11 protein-coding genes and 1 pseudogene are annotated in these 17,786 nt (G+C 36.7%); 9 read left to right on the forward strand and 3 right to left on the reverse strand.

Annotated features, from left to right (window positions below):
• The first annotated feature begins 9 nt into the window (after positions 1 to 9).
• Both B9T35_RS04980 and B9T35_RS04985 read left to right on the forward strand, forming a co-directional pair.
• Entirely contained in the window at positions 10 to 1,245 is a 1,236-nt protein-coding gene (locus B9T35_RS04980; protein WP_086190026.1) for a pyridoxal phosphate-dependent aminotransferase, read from the forward strand.
• A 303-nt stretch (positions 1,246 to 1,548) separates the two neighbouring features.
• On the forward strand, positions 1,549 to 2,607 hold the full coding sequence (locus B9T35_RS04985) for a type II asparaginase (protein WP_086190317.1): 1,059 nt from the start codon (positions 1,549 to 1,551) through the stop codon (positions 2,605 to 2,607).
• A 188-nt stretch (positions 2,608 to 2,795) separates the two neighbouring features.
• Here B9T35_RS04985 and B9T35_RS04990 read toward each other — a convergent pair whose 3' ends face one another.
• Positions 2,796 to 3,677 (reverse strand): tetratricopeptide repeat protein, encoded by an 882-nt coding sequence (locus B9T35_RS04990; protein WP_086190027.1) that lies wholly within the window; start codon positions 3,675 to 3,677, stop codon positions 2,796 to 2,798.
• Between the two features lie 184 nt (positions 3,678 to 3,861).
• Between B9T35_RS04990 and dnaE the strand changes: the two genes are divergently transcribed.
• The 6 genes and pseudogenes from dnaE (at position 3,862) to B9T35_RS05020 (ending at position 13,355) form a co-directional block, all read left to right on the forward strand.
• Positions 3,862 to 7,458: a DNA polymerase III subunit alpha gene (gene dnaE / locus B9T35_RS04995; RefSeq protein ID WP_086190028.1), complete on the forward strand. Its 3,597-nt coding sequence runs from the start codon at positions 3,862 to 3,864 to the stop codon at positions 7,456 to 7,458.
• Between the two features lie 28 nt (positions 7,459 to 7,486).
• Positions 7,487 to 8,323 (forward strand): RNA methyltransferase, encoded by an 837-nt coding sequence (locus B9T35_RS05000; protein ID WP_086190029.1) that lies wholly within the window; start codon positions 7,487 to 7,489, stop codon positions 8,321 to 8,323.
• Complete coding sequence (gene cysE / locus B9T35_RS05005) at positions 8,323 to 9,141, forward strand: serine O-acetyltransferase (RefSeq protein ID WP_086190030.1); 819 nt, start codon at positions 8,323 to 8,325, stop codon at positions 9,139 to 9,141. The genes B9T35_RS05000 and cysE overlap by 1 nt, the downstream gene beginning before the upstream one ends.
• Before the next feature lie 111 nt (positions 9,142 to 9,252).
• On the forward strand, positions 9,253 to 10,176 hold the full coding sequence (locus tag B9T35_RS05010) for an ABUW_2363 family tetratricopeptide repeat lipoprotein (RefSeq protein WP_086190031.1): 924 nt from the start codon (positions 9,253 to 9,255) through the stop codon (positions 10,174 to 10,176).
• Positions 10,177 to 10,291: 115 nt separating this feature from the next.
• The gene (locus tag B9T35_RS05015) at positions 10,292 to 12,295 is read left to right on the forward strand and encodes an esterase/lipase family protein (RefSeq protein ID WP_171264219.1); all 2,004 of its coding nucleotides are present in this window, start codon (positions 10,292 to 10,294) and stop codon (positions 12,293 to 12,295) included.
• A 205-nt stretch (positions 12,296 to 12,500) separates the two neighbouring features.
• A pseudogene (locus tag B9T35_RS05020) lies at positions 12,501 to 13,355 on the forward strand (tetratricopeptide repeat protein).
• A gap of 147 nt (positions 13,356 to 13,502) precedes the next feature.
• Here the strand turns inward: B9T35_RS05020 and B9T35_RS18545 are convergent.
• Complete coding sequence (locus B9T35_RS18545) at positions 13,503 to 14,006, reverse strand: hypothetical protein (RefSeq protein ID WP_213033353.1); 504 nt, start codon at positions 14,004 to 14,006, stop codon at positions 13,503 to 13,505.
• A 211-nt stretch (positions 14,007 to 14,217) separates the two neighbouring features.
• Positions 14,218 to 16,845 carry an ESPR-type extended signal peptide-containing protein gene (locus B9T35_RS05030; protein ID WP_086190033.1) on the reverse strand — a complete coding sequence of 876 codons (2,628 nt, stop codon included), beginning with the start codon at positions 16,843 to 16,845 and terminating at the stop codon, positions 14,218 to 14,220.
• Between the two features lie 231 nt (positions 16,846 to 17,076).
• Between B9T35_RS05030 and B9T35_RS05035 the strand changes: the two genes are divergently transcribed.
• Positions 17,077 to 17,775 (forward strand): response regulator transcription factor, encoded by a 699-nt coding sequence (locus B9T35_RS05035; RefSeq protein ID WP_086190034.1) that lies wholly within the window; start codon positions 17,077 to 17,079, stop codon positions 17,773 to 17,775.
• Positions 17,776 to 17,786: the final 11 nt, after the last annotated feature.

Raw genomic sequence — 17,786 nt, forward strand, 5'->3', positions numbered from 1 at the left:
GATGGGATTATGTCCGTTTTAGGTAACACTACTCCACGCGAAATCAAGAAATCGTCAAAACTCGAGCATGTTTGCTACGACATTCGTGGACCAGTGTTACGCGCCGCCAACGAAATGGAAGAAGCTGGACATAAAATTATCAAACTGAATATCGGTAATCCAGCCCCATTTGGTTTTGAAGCACCTCAAGAAATTATTAATGATGTTGCTTTAAACTTACCCAATGCAATTGGTTACACTGACTCTAAAGGTATTTTTCCAGCACGCAAGGCCATTTGTCAGTATTATCAACAGAAAGGTATTTTAGATATGCATGTCAATGACGTGTATATCGGTAATGGCGTGTCTGAACTAATTGTGATGGCAATGCAAGGTTTATTGGATGACGGCGATGAAATGCTGGTTCCAATGCCTGACTATCCGTTATGGACAGCGGCAGTCAATCTTTCAGGTGGTACTGCCATTCACTATAAATGTGATGAAGAAAACTATTGGTATCCTGATATTGCGGATATGGAAAGCAAAATTACACCGAATACCCGCGGTATTGTTGTCATCAACCCCAATAACCCAACAGGTTCAGTTTACCCACGTCATGTTTTAGAACAAATTGTGGCTTTGGCTAAGAAATATGACCTGATTTTATTTGCCGATGAAATTTACGATAAAATTATTTATGACGGTATTGAGCATGTATCTGTAGCCGCTTTGGCAGGTGACCAACTGTGTATTTCATTCAATGGTTTATCTAAAGCATATCGAATTGCAGGTTTCCGTTCAGGATGGATGGCAATTACTGGGGATCGTTCTCGCGCAATGGACTATATTGAAGGTTTAGACATGCTCGCTTCTATGCGTTTATGTGCAAATCATCAAGCGCAGTACGCGATTCAAACTGCACTCGGTGGTTATCAATCGATTAATGATTTGATTCGCCCAGGCGGTCGTTTATATGAGCAACGCAATATCGCATGGGAAATGTTAAGCGACATTCCAGGTGTAACGTGTGTAAAGCCTGAAGGTGCAATGTATTGTTTCCCTCGCCTTGATCCTGAAGTTTATCCAATTCAAGATGATGAGAAATTCATGCTAGATTTCTTAAAAGCTGAAAAAGTACTCTTGGTGCAAGGGACTGGTTTTAACTGGCCGACACCTGATCATTTCCGTGTAGTATTCTTACCTGCTGAAAATGAGTTACGTGAAGCATTGAATCGTTTAAGTCGTTTCCTAGCTAAAATGCGTTAAATTCTAAATTAGTTTATCTAAAGGCATTAAAGTTCAACTTTAGTGCCTTTTTATTTTTATTACTTTTAATATAAATAGACAAATTGATACTACATAATTACTCACAAGCGATTAATGTCAAAAATCGAATGCATAACTTCAAAAAAATTAAATAAAACCTGATACTATAAATTTAATTGATCATTTAAAAATTCACATTTTAATTTAGGTATGTGCAAAGCATATTTAACTGTATTAAGTTAAAACTGGTACAAAAAATGCTAATTAAAATTGAATTTAATTATGAATGAAAAGGAACTTTTTATGAAAAAAACGGTTACAGCCTTAACATTGGCAATAGGTTTGCTGCTTCCATTTTCAACATTTGCTAAAAATAATGTTGTTGTCGTTGCAACAGGTGGCACAATTGCAGGTGCAGGCGCAAGTTCAACAAACAGTGCAACCTATACCGCAGCTAAAGTTCCAGTTGATGCTTTGCTCAATGCCGTTCCACAAATTCAAGACCTTGCCAATGTAACGGGCGTTCAAGCCTTACAAGTTGCATCTGAAAGTATTACAGATAAAGAGCTTTTAATCATTGCACGTAAGGTCAATGAACTTGTGAAAAAACCAGATGTAAATGGCGTTGTCATTACACATGGTACAGATACCTTAGAAGAAACTGCTTTTTTCCTGAATCTAGTCATTCATACAGATAAACCAATTGTCGTGGTTGGTTCAATGCGTCCACCTTCTGCTCTTTCTGCTGATGGACCACTGAATCTATACAGTGCGGTTGCATTGGCTGCGGCTGATAGCGCAAAAGGTAAAGGTGTTTTTGTGCTTATGAATGATGATATTTTTGCAGCACGCGATGTTACTAAAACGATCAACATTCATACCAATGCTTTTGCGAGCCAATGGGGTCCTTTAGGCAGCTTAGTAGAAGCTAAACCATATTGGTTTAGAAATGTTGCTAAACGTCATAACAACAGTTCTGAATTTAATATTGATGATATTAAAGGGGATAGTTTACCTTTAGTGCAAATTGTCTATGGTTCAGGAAATATGCTACCTGATGCTTATTTGGCTTATGCAAAAGCTGGTGCACAGGCAATTATTAATGCAGGGACAGGCAATGGTTCTGTCGCAAATTATATTGTTCCAACGCTGAATCAATTACAGCAACAAGGCGTACAAATCATTCGTTCATCTCGTGTACCAGAAGGCTTTGTATTACGTAATGCAGAACAACCTGATGACAAATATGGCTGGGTGGTTGCCCATGATTTAAATCCGCAAAAAGCAAAATTACTTGCAGCATTAGCATTGACTAAAACCAAAGATGCTAAAGAAATACAACGTATTTTTTGGGATTATTAAGGGTAATCAATTAGACATCTTGCCTTTGTATTCATAAATTTTTAGTCAAGAAGCCTAATTTTTTACTTAAAAAAGTGCCGATTTATTCGGCACTTTTTTATTTATATAGCAATCTGATAAATACGTATTCCCTCTTCACTTCTTTTAAGGAAGGAATAATAGGACTTTAAACAAAAAGCTCATTCATTTTAAGCTACAGTTTCATTATATAATTTTTGATATTCTTTCGCCTTCCGAATATCTTTTTTCAAACCATAGCCACCCATTTCATATAAGTCCGCAAGGCTTTTCAAAGCATCATTATTTCCTTGCTCATAAGCTTCTTCATAATATTTTGCGGCAGTCACGTAATTCTGCTTAACCCCTTCACCATTTTCATAAAGTAATCCAATATTCGATGTTGCAAGCTCATTCCCTTGTTCAGAAGCCAATTGGTAGAGTCGCATTGCTTCTGCATAATCTTGTTTAACACCTTCTCCAGTATGATAAAGCGTTCCTAGATTGTTTTGTGCTTCATCATAATTTTGAGCGACAGCAAGTTGATAATAACGCAAGGCTTTGGCTATATCTTTATTTACATTGATGCCATTCGCATAGTTATAACCAATATAGTTTTGCGCTTGGGCATAACCACCATCAGCTGACTTTGTCAGCCAATAAATAGATTGAGTTGGGTTTGGACTTACGCCATCCTCACCATCTTCAAGCATAGAACCATAATAATATTGTGCAAAAGTATGGCCTTTTTCAGCAGCTTTCAAATACCATTTCACCGCCTCGACATTATTTTCATCAACAAATTCGCCAAAATCATACATATAACCTACTGAAAAAATAGCATCTAAATTGCCTTTTTCAGCTGATTTTTTATACCATTTAAAGGCTTCTTGATAATCCTGATCGACGTTATAGCCCTGATAATAAGCTTCACCCAAATCGTACTGAGCTTCTGCATCACCCTTTTGTGCTTTTTGAACTAACGTTTGACTATATTCAACATCATCCGCATAGATGACTGTCGAAATTGGGCAAACCAAGATGGCTAACATGGCTAAAGTTTTAATTTTCATCGAAATCCTACGAGCTTATTGGCTTGATTTATTGTAATGACTCATCTTATGCATAAAATTGATTGATTGCAAAACATTCAAAAGAAGCAACATCTTGTGATATCTCTTTCTAAAATAAAGTTTCGGCATCATTCACCGTTCAGAGCGTGTTAAAATATCGCTTCGTCTCGCACAGGATTCATTTATGCAGTTTGTACATCTTGGTATTCATACAGAATTTTCGATCACTGAATCGATTGTACGTATACCTGATCTGATTAAAGCTGCAGCAAGTGATGAAATGCCTGCATTGGCAATTACTGACCTGTCAAATTTACATGCCGCAGTCAAATTTTATAATAAGTGTCTAAATAAAGGGATTAAGCCTATTTTAGGCAGTGCGATCCGCTTAAATGATGCTGAACATCGCGTTTCTTTACTTTCAATGACCAATAAAGGTTGGCGAGGACTCACTGAAATTGTGTCCCGTGGATTCATTGAAGGACAACAACTGAGCATTCCATGTGTTCAAAAAGAATGGATTTTAGAACAATCTCAAGACATTATTGTACTTTTAGGTTTACACAGTGATGTTGGGCGAATGCTCTGTTCATCCTATCCAGATAAAGCTGAAGCATTATTAGAAGAATGGATTGAAAAATTTGGCAATCGTGTTTATTTAGCATTGACGAGAACGGGTCGTCCACAAGAAGAAGATTTTAACCAAGAAGCTGTAAAACTCGCAGCAAAATATCAAATTGGTGTTGTCGCAACCAATGATGTGCATTTTATTCGCACTGAAGACTATGAAGCACATGAGGCTCGTGTCTGTATTGCAGATGGTTATGTTCTAGGAGATAACCGACGCCCTAAACTCTATAGCACAGAGCAATATTTCAGAACAGCCGATGAAATGACTGAATTATTTTCAGATATTCCAAGTGCAATTGCAAATACAGTAGAAATCGCAAAGCGTTGTAATGCAACACTACGCTTAGGTTTCAATGATTTACCTGATTACCCAATTCCAGAAGAACACACCATTGCGACATATTTTGAGCATATTTCTCAGAAAGGTTTAGAAGAGCGTTTAAATTTCTTATATCCAATTGAAGAACGGAATGAAGATTGGACTGAAATTCGTAAGCCTTATGATGAACGTTTAAGCTATGAAATTAACATCATTAATGAAATGGGCTTCCCTGGCTACTTCTTAATTGTCATGGACTTCATTAATTGGTCTAAAAACAATGGTGTTCCTGTAGGTCCTGGACGTGGTTCAGGTGCAGGTTCATTGGTCGCATACAGCCTAAAAATTACGGATCTGGATCCTTTACGTTACGATCTGCTTTTTGAACGATTCTTGAATCCTGAACGTGTATCAATGCCCGACTTTGACGTCGATTTCTGTATCGCAGGTCGCGATAAAGTAATTGATTATGTAGCGCGCCATTATGGACGTGATGCAGTTTCTCAGATTGCGACTTTTGGTACGATGGCGGCAAAAGGTGCTATTCGAGATGTTGCCCGTGTATTGGGTAAATCTTATGGTTTAGCCGATCGCATTTCAAAAATGATTCCAACAAAACCGTTGGGACTCACCTTAGAAGAGTCGATTGAAGCTGAGCCACAACTCAAAGACATCGTGACCAATCCATCTAATCCTGACAATGACGATGCCGCCGAAATTTGGGAAATGGCACTCAAACTTGAAGGCATTACGCGTAATACCGGTAAACATGCAGGTGGTGTTGTTATTGCACCGACTAAAATCACTGATTATTCAGCGGTAATGTGTGAAGCCGATGGTACAAGCCGTGTTGCACAATTTGATAAAGATGATGTTGAAGCAGCAGGTTTAGTTAAGTTTGACTTCTTGGGCTTGCGTAATTTAACCGTAATTGAAGATGCTGTTCAGCATATTAATGCACGCATTAAATCAGAAACGCCGTTAGATATTTCTCGTATTGCTTTAGATGATCCAAAAGCCTATTCAATTTTTGCGAATGCCAATACCACTGCGGTCTTCCAGTTTGAATCCGTCGGCATGAAAAAAATGCTGAAAGAGGCGAAACCAAGTAAATTTGAAGAAATTATTGCCTTTGTATCCTTATATCGCCCAGGTCCAATGGATCTTATCCCTGATTTTATTCATCGTATGCATGGTGGAGATTTTGAATATCTACATCCTTTGTTGGAAGGTGTTTTAGAACCGACTTACGGCATTATGGTATACCAAGAGCAAGTCATGCAGGCTGCACAGTATTGTGCAGGCTACACGCTAGGTGGCGCAGATGTATTACGTCGTGCTATGGGTAAGAAAAAACCTGAAGAAATGGTCAAGCAACGCCAAATTTTTATTGAAGGTGCTGCAAAAAAAGAAATTGATGAAGGTACAGCAAACCATATCTTTGACTATATGGAAAAATTCGCAGGCTACGGTTTTAACAAATCACATGCTGCAGCGTATGCCCTAGTTGCTTATCAAACAGCTTGGCTTAAAGCCTATTATCCTGCTGAATTTATGTCTGCTGTATTAACATCAGAGATGCAAAATACTGATAATATTGTATTCTTGATTGATGACTGCCGTAACAATGGTTTAGAAGTTCTACCGCCTTCGGTCAATATGTCGATTTACCAATTCCATGCCAGTGCTGAAGGTACAATTGTGTATGGTTTAGGGGCAATTAAGGGCGTAGGCGAACAAGCCATGCAGTCCGTCATTGATTCGCGCAATCAATTGGGTCCATATAAAGACATTTTTGATTTTTGCCATCGTATTGACCTGAAAAAAATCAATAAACGAACCTTAGAAGCACTGATTCGTTCAGGTGCACTCGACTGCTTGGGCATAGAGCGTTCAAGTTTGATGGCACAATTACCTGAAGCTGTGCAAGCGGCAGATCAGGCCCGTTCAAACCGTGAAACAGGGATTATGGATTTATTTGGTGAAGTTGAAGAAGTTCAACGTAAGCCCTCTAAACCCGTCAAACCATGGGCAGATGAAGTTCGTTTAAAAGGTGAAAAAGACACGCTTGGCTTATATTTAACAGGTCATCCAATTGATGTTTATCGCCCTGAATTAAAATCGTTTGTATCACAACGTATTAACGAGCTGACACCGACGCGCCGTGGTGTGACAACAGTATTTGCAGGCTTAGTGGTTGATATTGCGAATTTCCCGAATCGTATGATGATTACCTTAGATGATGGGACATCACGTATAGAAGTTTCGGCAAACCATGAACGTTTCCAGCGTTTTAAAGACATTATTCAAAATGAAAAAGTTGTGGTGATTGAAGGTGAAATTTATGAACGTGAAGGCTTTGACCGACCGATGGGGCGCTTGACCAAAGCATTCACTTTAAATGAAATTCGCCAAAAACGTGCCAATAGTATTAAATTACAATTGAATGCTGATGTCATTACAAAAACATTAGCCAGTGACTTACGCAAAATTTTACTTCCTTTTTGCAATGTCGATATGTGCCAACATATTCCCGTGCAATTTCAACTTGATTATCCTTATGCGACAGCTGAACTACATTTAGGTCAGCAATGGAAAGTTGTACCTTTAGATGACTTGCTTGCCAAACTTCGTGATTATTTTGGTAAAGAAGCTATTCAAGTTGAATATCAGGTTAAATCAAAAGCAGCCAAGGCTGTAGATCGTACACAACCTATTTCGCAACCAACTCCCCCACCAAACGATATGAGTATGGATGATGCGATTGATCTTTATCAATCTGAGCAAAATCCGTATGAAAATATGCCCGTGGATGCGAACCAGTATTCTTAAATTCAAGCTTTAAATTTGGAAATATACAATGGATATTATTGACAATGCTGTGGTGTCACAGCATTTAAGTCATGTGCGTATTGTGATGGTCAATACCACACTCCCTGCCAATATTGGTAGTGCATTACGCGCGATGAAAACCATGGGTCTATGTAAATTGGTGCTTGTTTCACCAAAAACCTATCCCCACCCTGACATTGATGCTTTGGCAGCAGGTGCAACAGATTTGATTGAACAAATTGAATTAGTCGAAACCCTTGAAGATGCCATTAAAGATTGTCATTTGGTTTTTGGTACCAGTGCTCGTAGTCGTACGATTCCATGGCCACTGCTAGATGCACGACCTGCTGCACAAAAATCTATGCACGGTGTTATTCAACAAAAACAAGAGATTGCGATTGTATTTGGTCGTGAAGACCGTGGTTTAACCAACGAAGAACTTGCACTGGCAAACTACCATGTCACTATTCCTGTGAATACTGATTATGGCGTTCTCAATGTCGCTCAAGCCATTCAAGTCATTTGCTATGAAATGCGGATAGCAACATTAGAGCTCATGGATAAACAAGTGGATGAGCAAGCCACGATGCATGTGACTGATCAGGAAGATATGCATTGGGATGAACCACTGGTAACTCATGAACAAATGGAACAATTTTATCCACATATTGAAAAAATGTTGGCTGAAATTGAATTTTTAGATCCGAAAAACCCAAGATTATTACCATTACGCTTGCGCCGTTTATTTGGACGTATACAATTAGATAAAATGGAATATCACTTGCTACGTGGCATCTTTAGTCGTGTACAAGCACTCAAGAATGGTTCATGGAAAAGCTCAAACTCTAATGAGGAGCAAAAATAATGCTTAAACAGCTAAAAGAAGACATCCAAGCTGTATTCGCGCGAGATCCTGCTGCGCGTAATACATTTGAAGTTTTAACCACTTATCCTGGTATTCATGCGTTGATTATGCATCGTGTTGCGCATGAGTTGTGGAATAATGAGTGTAAAACTTCAGCACGTATTTTGTCTTCATTTAGTCGTTTTACCACAGGCATTGAAATTCATCCGGGTGCGCGAATTGGTCGTCGTTTTTTTATTGACCATGGTATGGGTGTCGTGATCGGAGAAACGGCTGAAATTGGTGATGATGTCACGCTTTATCACGGTGTCACTCTCGGTGGAACCACATGGAATAAAGGCAAACGCCATCCGACCCTTGAAGATGGTGTTGTGGTTGGTGCAGGTGCAAAAATCCTTGGCCCCTTTACGGTTGGGAAAAATGCCAAAGTGGGTTCTAATGCAGTCGTGACCAAAGCTGTACCTGAAGGTGCAACCGCTGTTGGAAATCCTGCACGTTTTATTTTAAAAGATAAAAATAAAGTGGTCGAGAATGAACAAGAAGCTCGTCGTCGTGATTATGCAGAAAGTATTGGTTTCCAACCTTATGCAGCGACACAAGATCAAACAGACCCAATGTTAGAAGGCATGCGTGTTTTACTCGATCGTATTCAAAACAATGAAAAACGAATGAATAATTTATGTCATCGTTTATCACTTTTAGACCCAACATTCAAAAACCAGTCGCAAACAGCTCAACCTTTTAGCGATGAAGAACTTAAAATTATTGAAGAAGTTAGACGTGAATGTGAGGCACAAAGCACACCATCTAAAACTTAATGTATTATTTTTAATAATGTCATGTATTTCAAGTTGCATGTTCTCCATTGTTTTTTTAGACTGACGAACATGCACTTTCAACTTTAAAACAAATCATCGGAAGAAACATATATGACGATTAAGCCCTTGGCATACGCTATTATTGCTGCCTCTATGCTAACAGCGTGTGGAACAGCACCTGTACAACAAAACAAGCCAAATCCTACCGACCCGATCGTCTATACAGAACCTGATCTTTCACCTCCATTTTATGCATTAAATCCATTTAATTATAATTTACCCCCTGTATTTGAATTAGAACTCAAAAAAGCGGCGGCTCAACCGGTTTCGAAACTTGAAGTTGCTGATCCTAATAATCCTGATAAGAAATTGGTTTTAGATACCAACAAATTGATTATTCCGACTGTAAATAACAGCCAACGTACCATGAAATATGCTGTTTTAGCAGGTAGTAATGAAATTGATATCACCGCAATTGATGACTTCTTACAAATGGTTGAAGGTAAAGCACGTCATTACCCACCACAATTTACAGATCGCCAAGAACGTCGCGGTTTTGAAACCAAGTTGAAAGAAGTTTCTGCTGAATTAGACACTTTAGCAGCAAAAGATAATGCTTCTTTTGATATTTTAATTCGTGCTTTTAAAGCCAGTGTTATGGGTCGTAACCTAGATTTAGGTTCAAGCTACACCACTAAATCACTTAACTATGCACAACGTATTCTTAAAATTAACAAAAATGATCCTGAAGCCAATCTTTGGTTTGGTTTCTCACTATCTGAAGGTGGTGGTCAAAAAGAAGCAATTCCATATTTAGACAAAGCAATGAAAGCTGATGTTCAAGAAGCTTATTTATCGACTGTGAATAACTTCCTTGGTTTAGAACAGAAGAAAAATGCTATTCAAACTTTGAAAAATTACAAAGTTAAATATCCTGAAGAAGCTGAAGTCGCTGACCGTTTGATTCAAGAAATTGAAAAACAAGGTCGTTATAATGTTTGGCAAGTGCTAAAGAACCCAGCACTTTCTAAATAAGTAAATACATTAAAAAAATAGACTGATTATTCAGTCTATTTTTTTAAAAGAAAATTGCATAATTAGTTAAATAACGTATTATTTCACAAGGTTATATTTCTGTACGAAAATCAATATGCAACATACAAAAAGAACAGCTCTACTCGTTGCAATCGCTCTTAGTCCTGTTTTTATCAGTGGCTGCCAAGTGGTTAGTGTAAAAAATCAAGCTGTAAATGTCACGCTTGCCAATGAACGCGATAGTATTCTTACACGTAATAAAATGAGTGAAGCAAGCTTAAATGTTTTGTCTATGACTGGACGTGAAGCAAAGCTTTGTACTGAAAATCCTGTCGAATGTGTCAGTGATTTAGAACAAATTCCGCAAATTCAAGATGAGCAATTGCTGTCTACTGCCAGTGAAATATTTTTAACCAAAGCGCTTGCGCTGAGTTCTTCATCCAATTGTAAAATTAGTATTATTTCAAAACATCAATCTGAAGAAAAACAAAAAATTAATCAACAAAATTACGAACAATGTTTAGATCAACAAATGGATATGTTGGATAAAACAATTCGCTATAGTTACGCTTATTTATTTGAAACGAAACGCCATCCTCAAGATCGTATTTTTGACAATAGACAGGTTCAGATACGTGATTTTTATAATCAATCTTTAGCAAAATTAATTACCACATATAGTTTAAGACACAAAGATCAGAAACTTTCCAAGCAGATTCGGGTTGGAAAAAGTATATATACCATCGACTTTGACAATTATCCTCAGCTCGCCAAGCTTGAGTTAGAAAGTTTATTGTCGAGTTATAATCTTAACTTTTCAGGCTTACGTTCCATTAACCGCAGAGATGGTTTCGGCTCGGAATTTGTTGCCATTTTACCTGATGCTAAAGTACCCGAAGAAAATAAATATATTATTGATCCGCTACATCATCAATATAAAACAGGTGTAAACCCAAACATTCATCAACCACGTTATTTATCTGTCACCATTGCAGCCCAACCTGATGCAATAGGATCAGTGAAAGAAATTATTCATAATCCAAATTTTAAGTTAAAAGTTTATGATCCTTATAATGTGGATAAATTGCAAATAGATGGAAAAGATTACCCGCTTGCTGCCAATTTTTCTGCACCCTATGGTTTATGGTTAGCTGAAAATAACTTAGGTATTGCAGCTTATTTAAGTTTGATCGATCGTGATCAGCGCTTAACCATGCCCCACCTGTATATGCTAGAACCTTATAATCCCAATAAGAAAGTGATTGTTTTAGTTCATGGTTTAGCCAGTAGCCCTGAAGCATGGATTCGTTTGACCAATGATGTAATGGGCGATAGTGTTTTACGAAATAATTATCAAGTTTGGCAAGTTTTTTATTCAACCAATATGCCAATTTTAGAAAGTCGTTTTCAAATCTATTCCATTATTCATCAAGCATTTGATACTTTAGACCCTAAAGCATTGGCATCGCAAGATTCTGTGTTGATTGGACATAGCATGGGCGGAATTATTTCTCGCTTACTGGTAAGTGATGCTGATTTGACCCACTCTGCGCAAGAGATAATGAAATCTAGGCAACTCGATAAATTTAAAAATGATCCAATTTTTAAAGCTCGTCTTTCAATTCAACCGATTACCAACTTTGATCGTGCTATTTTCTTATCTGCACCGCATCGTGGTACTGAGTTTGCTGATCGATGGTTCACTCTGGCTGCACGTAGAATCATCAAGCTTCCTGGGGCTTTCTTAGGAGCTTTAGCAGACTCAATTGATGAGCGTGATATTAATGCTAAAAACTTTCTTAAGGATGTTGGGCATGGGCTTATTCAAAATGGACCTAGTGATTTAAGTCACAATTCAAAATTTACACTTTTAACTGAAAATGTGATGCCACGTAAAGGCGTTATTTATCATTCGATTATTGGTAATGACACCAAAAGTAATGATCCGAATATTATGAGTGACGGCATTGTTCCTTATAAAAGTGCTCACTTAGATGGAGCTGCTTCTGAAAAAATTATTCAAGGTGGGCATTCTATTCAAGAAACGCCTGAAGCGGTACTAGAGTTACGACGTATTTTAAGATTACATTTAATACAATTGGGTATTTACAAGCCTTAGTTTATTGCTGCTTTATTCATGAATCATTCTGGTGAAATGAGGATGATTGTTTGTTTCATCTGACCCGATTATTGATTAGCAACTTCAATAGAAAAAATTTAATTAAATTACTATTCATTGGATTATGTAAGTTTTGTGTTCACTATAAAGACAAAAAAGCTCTTTGTAGTAAATTACTCATATAGTTTTTATTTGAGAAAAAAGTATGTTATCAAAAAGAATTCTTCTACCAATTTTTTTGCTTAGCATCCTAAATTCAGGTTGTGCAAAATCTGTAGATTCGAATAATAATGAAAATAATATTACTCAACAACAATCTAATTCAGATGACCTTGATGTTAATGATATTAGATCGAAAGCTGAAAAAGGTGATTCTGAATCACAATACAATATGGGTGTAATTTATACTGATGGATATGGAGATATTCAACCAAATATAAATGAAGCTATAAAATGGTATTTATCTTCTGCAAAGCAAGGAAATATTAATGCTCAATATAATTTAGGCATTTTATATAGTAATAACCCTAATATTAAAAATGGTTACGAAAAAGCAAAATTTTGGCATGAACAAGCAGCAAATCAAGGAAATATACCTTCGCTTAATGAATTAGGAAATATTTTTAGTCAAGGACTAGGTGTTCCAAAAGATTTAAAAAAAGCTATTGAATACTATTCAATAGCCGCAAATGCAGGAGATTAAAATGCTCAAGCAAATATGGGTATTATGCTTTTCTATGGTCGAGGAATAGCTCAAGATAAATTAAAAGCTTTTGAGTGGTTTAATAAATCTGCCCAACAAGGAATAAGAAGTGCACAATACAACCTTGCGCTTATGTATTTAACTGGTGATCATGTTAAACAAAACTATTCAGAAGCAAGACGGTGGTTCTTAGAAGCTGCAAATCAAGGGGATAGTGATGCGCAATACCACTTAGGTAAAATTTACAAAGATGGATTAGGTGTTGATAAAAATTTATCTATATCTAGAACTTGGTTTGAAGAGTCAGTAAAAAATGGAAATTCTTTTGCCATAGAAGAATTAACCCATTTAAATTAAAATACAAAACAAGATTAAATTTCATTAAGAAAAAATTTGTCAGCTTTAATTTTATTAAACGAATAACTTGATGGGAAACCATGTACTCATAAATCCCACGTATGCCCTACGAGTTAGTGAATAATTGAAGATCTATTTTACATTCATTTAAACAGAACTACGTGCCGCTTTCTTTTGAGGGCAACTCACACTATTATTACCCGAAGTATAGTGTAAAGTAACAGAAGCTTTTTTGAAAAATTGATATGTAAAATAGCCACGATGTACACCATCTAATTCTTGTTTATTTGTTGGAAATGTTATTCCAATCGCTTGATTTTTATTATTACAATATAATTCGCTGTAGTTATCTTTCTTTACTAGAAACCACCTTTTTTCAGCTAGCCTAGATTTTACTTCTTTAATATAATTTTCCTGACTAAAAAAACCTGTTCTTTCAATAAAGTAAAAAAATTTAGATTCTCTAATTGATTGAATATCATATAGATTCAAATCATAATTAGAAAAAATATATCCCATTTCCTTTAAATATTCAGATTCACTTTTATTAACTCTAGATTCTAATTGCCTTAAATTTAAACCAAGTTCTATTTTAGATTTTGTGCAGCCCACAAAACAATAAAGAAATGTTAACAGTAATATTACTTTCATTAAAATTCTCAAAAAGAACCTATTAAAGCTATGACAAAAGGCTCAAGATCTTTAGCATCTCCAACCAGCTTACGATGTGATCAATAAAAAAGTTGCTCTCGGATTTGAAAATACACCTCTAACATTAGCACTTTAGATTGAGAAACGTCATATTTTTTAGAAAAAAAGCCAGTTATCTAAACTGGCTTTTTTGAAAATAAATACAAATAAATTACCAGCTAAAGCCTACACCAGCACCACCTGAACTTTCATCTTCGGTAAATGCACCACCCAAACTAAGACTCACATTATCACTGACGATGCGCTGATATCCTACTGCAACGGCCTTCTCACTACCTTGGAAGCCAGCTCCAACGCCAACACGATTGAGCCCCTTCAAACCTGAAGTACTGGTTGCCATATTCATCATAGCCGAACTCATTGCACCTTGACGGTCAAAACGCTTATCTACCTCTTTAAAACGATGTTCTGTTTGAAGACTAAAGTCTGTAAAACTACTTTCCAACCCAGAAATACGCGTATCAGTATAATCTTTTGATGTTTTTAATGTATCTGTATTCGCAGCTTGCATTTGACGTAAATTAACAGCATCAGTAGCTTCTGTTGCATCTGCAACATGAATGATTTGACGCTCATTATCTTTCGCCCCAACTGAGACAGTATTATCACGTGTAGATGCTGAATTATGCCCCAGAACAACTGCATTTTTAGCTTCAGTTTCCACATTATTACCCAGTACAAAAGTATTATCGGCTTTGACTGTATTATCGTTCCCAATAACATAGCTACCATTTCCAACCACAATATTTGGATCACCAAAAGCACCTGAACCATTACCTGTAACTTGATTCTGGTCTCCAATACTAATAGAGGAATCCCCAATGACCTGAGCACCATAACCAATTGCTGTTGAATTTGTACCTTGAACACTTGCATTAATTCCTAATGCAAGAGAGTTGTCGCCAATCACACTCGCAGCGCTTCCACTACCATTTCCACTATTGTTTCCAGATAGTCCTGTTGAAGAGCCCGTTACATTAATAAATTTACCATCTTCTTTTATTTGAGCATGTAAACCAGCAACTTTTTGATCTGTATATTGCTGAGTTTGTTGATTAGAAGAGGCTATGCTTTGATCTGTATACTGCTGAGCTTGTTGATTAGAGGATGCAACACTCTGATCAACGTAATTTTTAGATGCACTATTTAATGCTTGCCCACTCTGATTTGTATAATCTTTAGATTGATCTAATACAATTTGGTTTTGCTGATCAACATAATTTTTTAAATCAACCACAGATCCTTTAATACTAGAGAGTTCGTTATTTACAGCACCAAAAGTATCCCCTACATTTGAGTAATTTTTACCTTGAATTGAATAGTTTGGTAATGTAAATACGCCATTATTAAAACCTGCTCCGCCCCCTAATATTGAAGCAGTTTGATTTGCATGACCATCTACTTGAGTTGCCAATGTCATTACATTCTGATTGGTTGTAAAGAGCTGACCACCTGTCACTGCATCTGTTGAACTAACAGAACTAATATCACCCGCTTTTAAATTACTTAACGTTGTACCTGAACTGCCCGCTAAAGTAATTTTATCTTTGGTCATTGGGTCATCATAAGTGACAACGGCACCTGCTAACGAACCGATACCTTGTTGTAAGTTACTAATATCTGACTCATTGATCGTCACTCGACCATCTAATGCTGTAATCGCACCTGTATTTGTACCAATTTTTCCATCTAAAGTACTGACTTCATTACTTACACGAGTCTCTAAAGCCGATACATTCTGATTGGTTGTAAAGAGCTGTCCACCTGTCACTGCATCTGTTGAACTAACAGAACTAATATCACCTGCTTTTAAATTACTTAACGTTGTACCTGAACTGCCCGCTAAAGTAATTTTATCTTTGGTCATTGGATCATCATAAGTGACAACTGCACCTGCTAACGAACCAATGCCTTGTTGTAAATTACTAATATCTGACTCATTGATCGTCACTCGACCATCTAATGCTGTAATCGCAACTGTATTTGTACCAATTTTTCCATCTAAAGTACTGACTTCATTACTTACTCGGGTATCTAATGTCGTTATTGCATCTTTATTGAGTTTGATTTTTCCATCTAATGTACCCACTTCGGTTGTAACGCGTTTATTGACAACGCCAACCGAATCATCCATTTGTAGTTTATTTACAGCATCGGTATTGTCTGTGCCTGCTGCAACACTCGTAATTTGACGTAAATTTGTCGTACTGCCTACAGCAAAAGTATTGTTACGATCTGCAACTGAGTTAGCCCCTAGAGCAACACTATTTTCTCCTCTTGCTTTTGCTTGAGAACCCATTGCCACATTATATTCATAAAAAGCTAAAGCACCTGTTCCTACTGCAACACCAGAAACAGATGCTGCAGCGCCCCCTATAGCAACAGCATTACTTAACGCCAAATTTAAATTACTACAATCACTTCCAATCGATACGGCGTTATCTGTATTGTACATAATCTGTGCACTATTTATATGAGCACCACCTCCATAGTACAAACTGACACGAGGATCATTACCATTTTTATAAGTAAGACGAATTTCGGGCATATTATTATTTGAACAAGAAACACCTTGTACAATATTTCCTGCAAAAATATAAGGGCTTAAAAATAGACTACTTATTATAATAAGCGGTTTAATGACTTTTATTTTAAATGCTATTGGCTGATTTTTTGTATTTTGCGTGGATTTTACCTTTCCTTGGCTTTTTGCATTTTCAGAAACAATGACCATACGCCCGAGTGATGTGTTAAATATAACTTTAAAAATTTTGTTCATGCTTTATCCCCTTAAATAAAAAGTTTCCCCTATTTTTATTTGATCATGTGCTAAATTATTTAATTATCCCTGAAACTAGGTATTTTCTTATTTCGATGAGACTTAAGTGACTTATTCATTAGAAAAATTAAATATCTTATATATTTAACTTTAAATACCTAAAATTAGTGATCGTAAAATTTTGGGGATATGGCACATTAGACACAGAAAGAATATAGATGAGTTTGATAGATGAACAATAATGCGCTTGTTTTACCCGTTCCCGTCATTGTTGTTGAAGATGAACCGTTAATTCAAACACGCTTAAAAGCAATTCTCTTAGAGATTGGTTACCAGCAAGAAGACCTTTTTTTTGCTCAAAGTCTCGCTCAAGCCAATATCTTGCTTGACAAAAATTCAGCTTCTTTTGCACTTGTTGACTTAGGTCTGCCCGATGGCAATGGCATTGAATTTATTTCAACACTCAAACAATATGACCCCACCATCACTATCTTAGTGATATCTGCATGGAGTACTGAAGACGTTATATTAAAAGCCTTAAGTGCGGGTGCAACAGGCTATGTCTTAAAAGAACGAGATGATTTAGAAGTCTCTCTTGCTATACGTAGCGTCCTTCGTGGCGGAGCACCAATTGATCCGTTTATTGCACAGAAAATTTTAAAACTCCTGCAATTGACTGAAAAAAGTCGAACAATGACCAATAAAAATAAAATAAAACCAAATGATGAATATGAAAACTTATCAAAACGTGAACATGAAATTTTAACTTTAGTTGCCCGTGGTTTAAGTAATAAAGAAATTGCAGATCTATTATTTATATCTCGGTATACTGTTGAATCTCACATTAAACATATCTATCGGAAACTTGCGGTATGTACCCGTACCAAGGCCGTAGATACAGCAAGAACACTCGGCTTGCTTGAGCAATAAATTTTTATACT

Origin of the sequence: Acinetobacter sp. ANC 3832, from assembly GCF_002135415.1 — a bacterium.
GTDB lineage: Bacteria > Pseudomonadota > Gammaproteobacteria > Pseudomonadales > Moraxellaceae > Acinetobacter.

Bases quoted from the DNA above. Each gene is read 5' to 3' on its own strand.
- B9T35_RS04980 (WP_086190026.1), top strand. From the start codon at position 10: ATGTCCGTTTTAGGTAACACTACTCCACGCGAAATCAAGAAATCGTCA.
- B9T35_RS04985 (WP_086190317.1), top strand. From the start codon at position 1,549: ATGAAAAAAACGGTTACAGCCTTAACATTGGCAATAGGTTTGCTGCTT.
- B9T35_RS04990 (WP_086190027.1), bottom strand. From the start codon at position 3,677: ATGAAAATTAAAACTTTAGCCATGTTAGCCATCTTGGTTTGCCCAATT.
- dnaE (WP_086190028.1), top strand. From the start codon at position 3,862: ATGCAGTTTGTACATCTTGGTATTCATACAGAATTTTCGATCACTGAA.
- B9T35_RS05000 (WP_086190029.1), top strand. From the start codon at position 7,487: ATGGATATTATTGACAATGCTGTGGTGTCACAGCATTTAAGTCATGTG.
- cysE (WP_086190030.1), top strand. From the start codon at position 8,323: ATGCTTAAACAGCTAAAAGAAGACATCCAAGCTGTATTCGCGCGAGAT.
- B9T35_RS05010 (WP_086190031.1), top strand. From the start codon at position 9,253: ATGACGATTAAGCCCTTGGCATACGCTATTATTGCTGCCTCTATGCTA.
- B9T35_RS05015 (WP_171264219.1), top strand. From the start codon at position 10,292: ATGCAACATACAAAAAGAACAGCTCTACTCGTTGCAATCGCTCTTAGT.
- B9T35_RS18545 (WP_213033353.1), bottom strand. From the start codon at position 14,006: ATGAAAGTAATATTACTGTTAACATTTCTTTATTGTTTTGTGGGCTGC.
- B9T35_RS05030 (WP_086190033.1), bottom strand. From the start codon at position 16,845: ATGAACAAAATTTTTAAAGTTATATTTAACACATCACTCGGGCGTATG.
- B9T35_RS05035 (WP_086190034.1), top strand. From the start codon at position 17,077: ATGAACAATAATGCGCTTGTTTTACCCGTTCCCGTCATTGTTGTTGAA.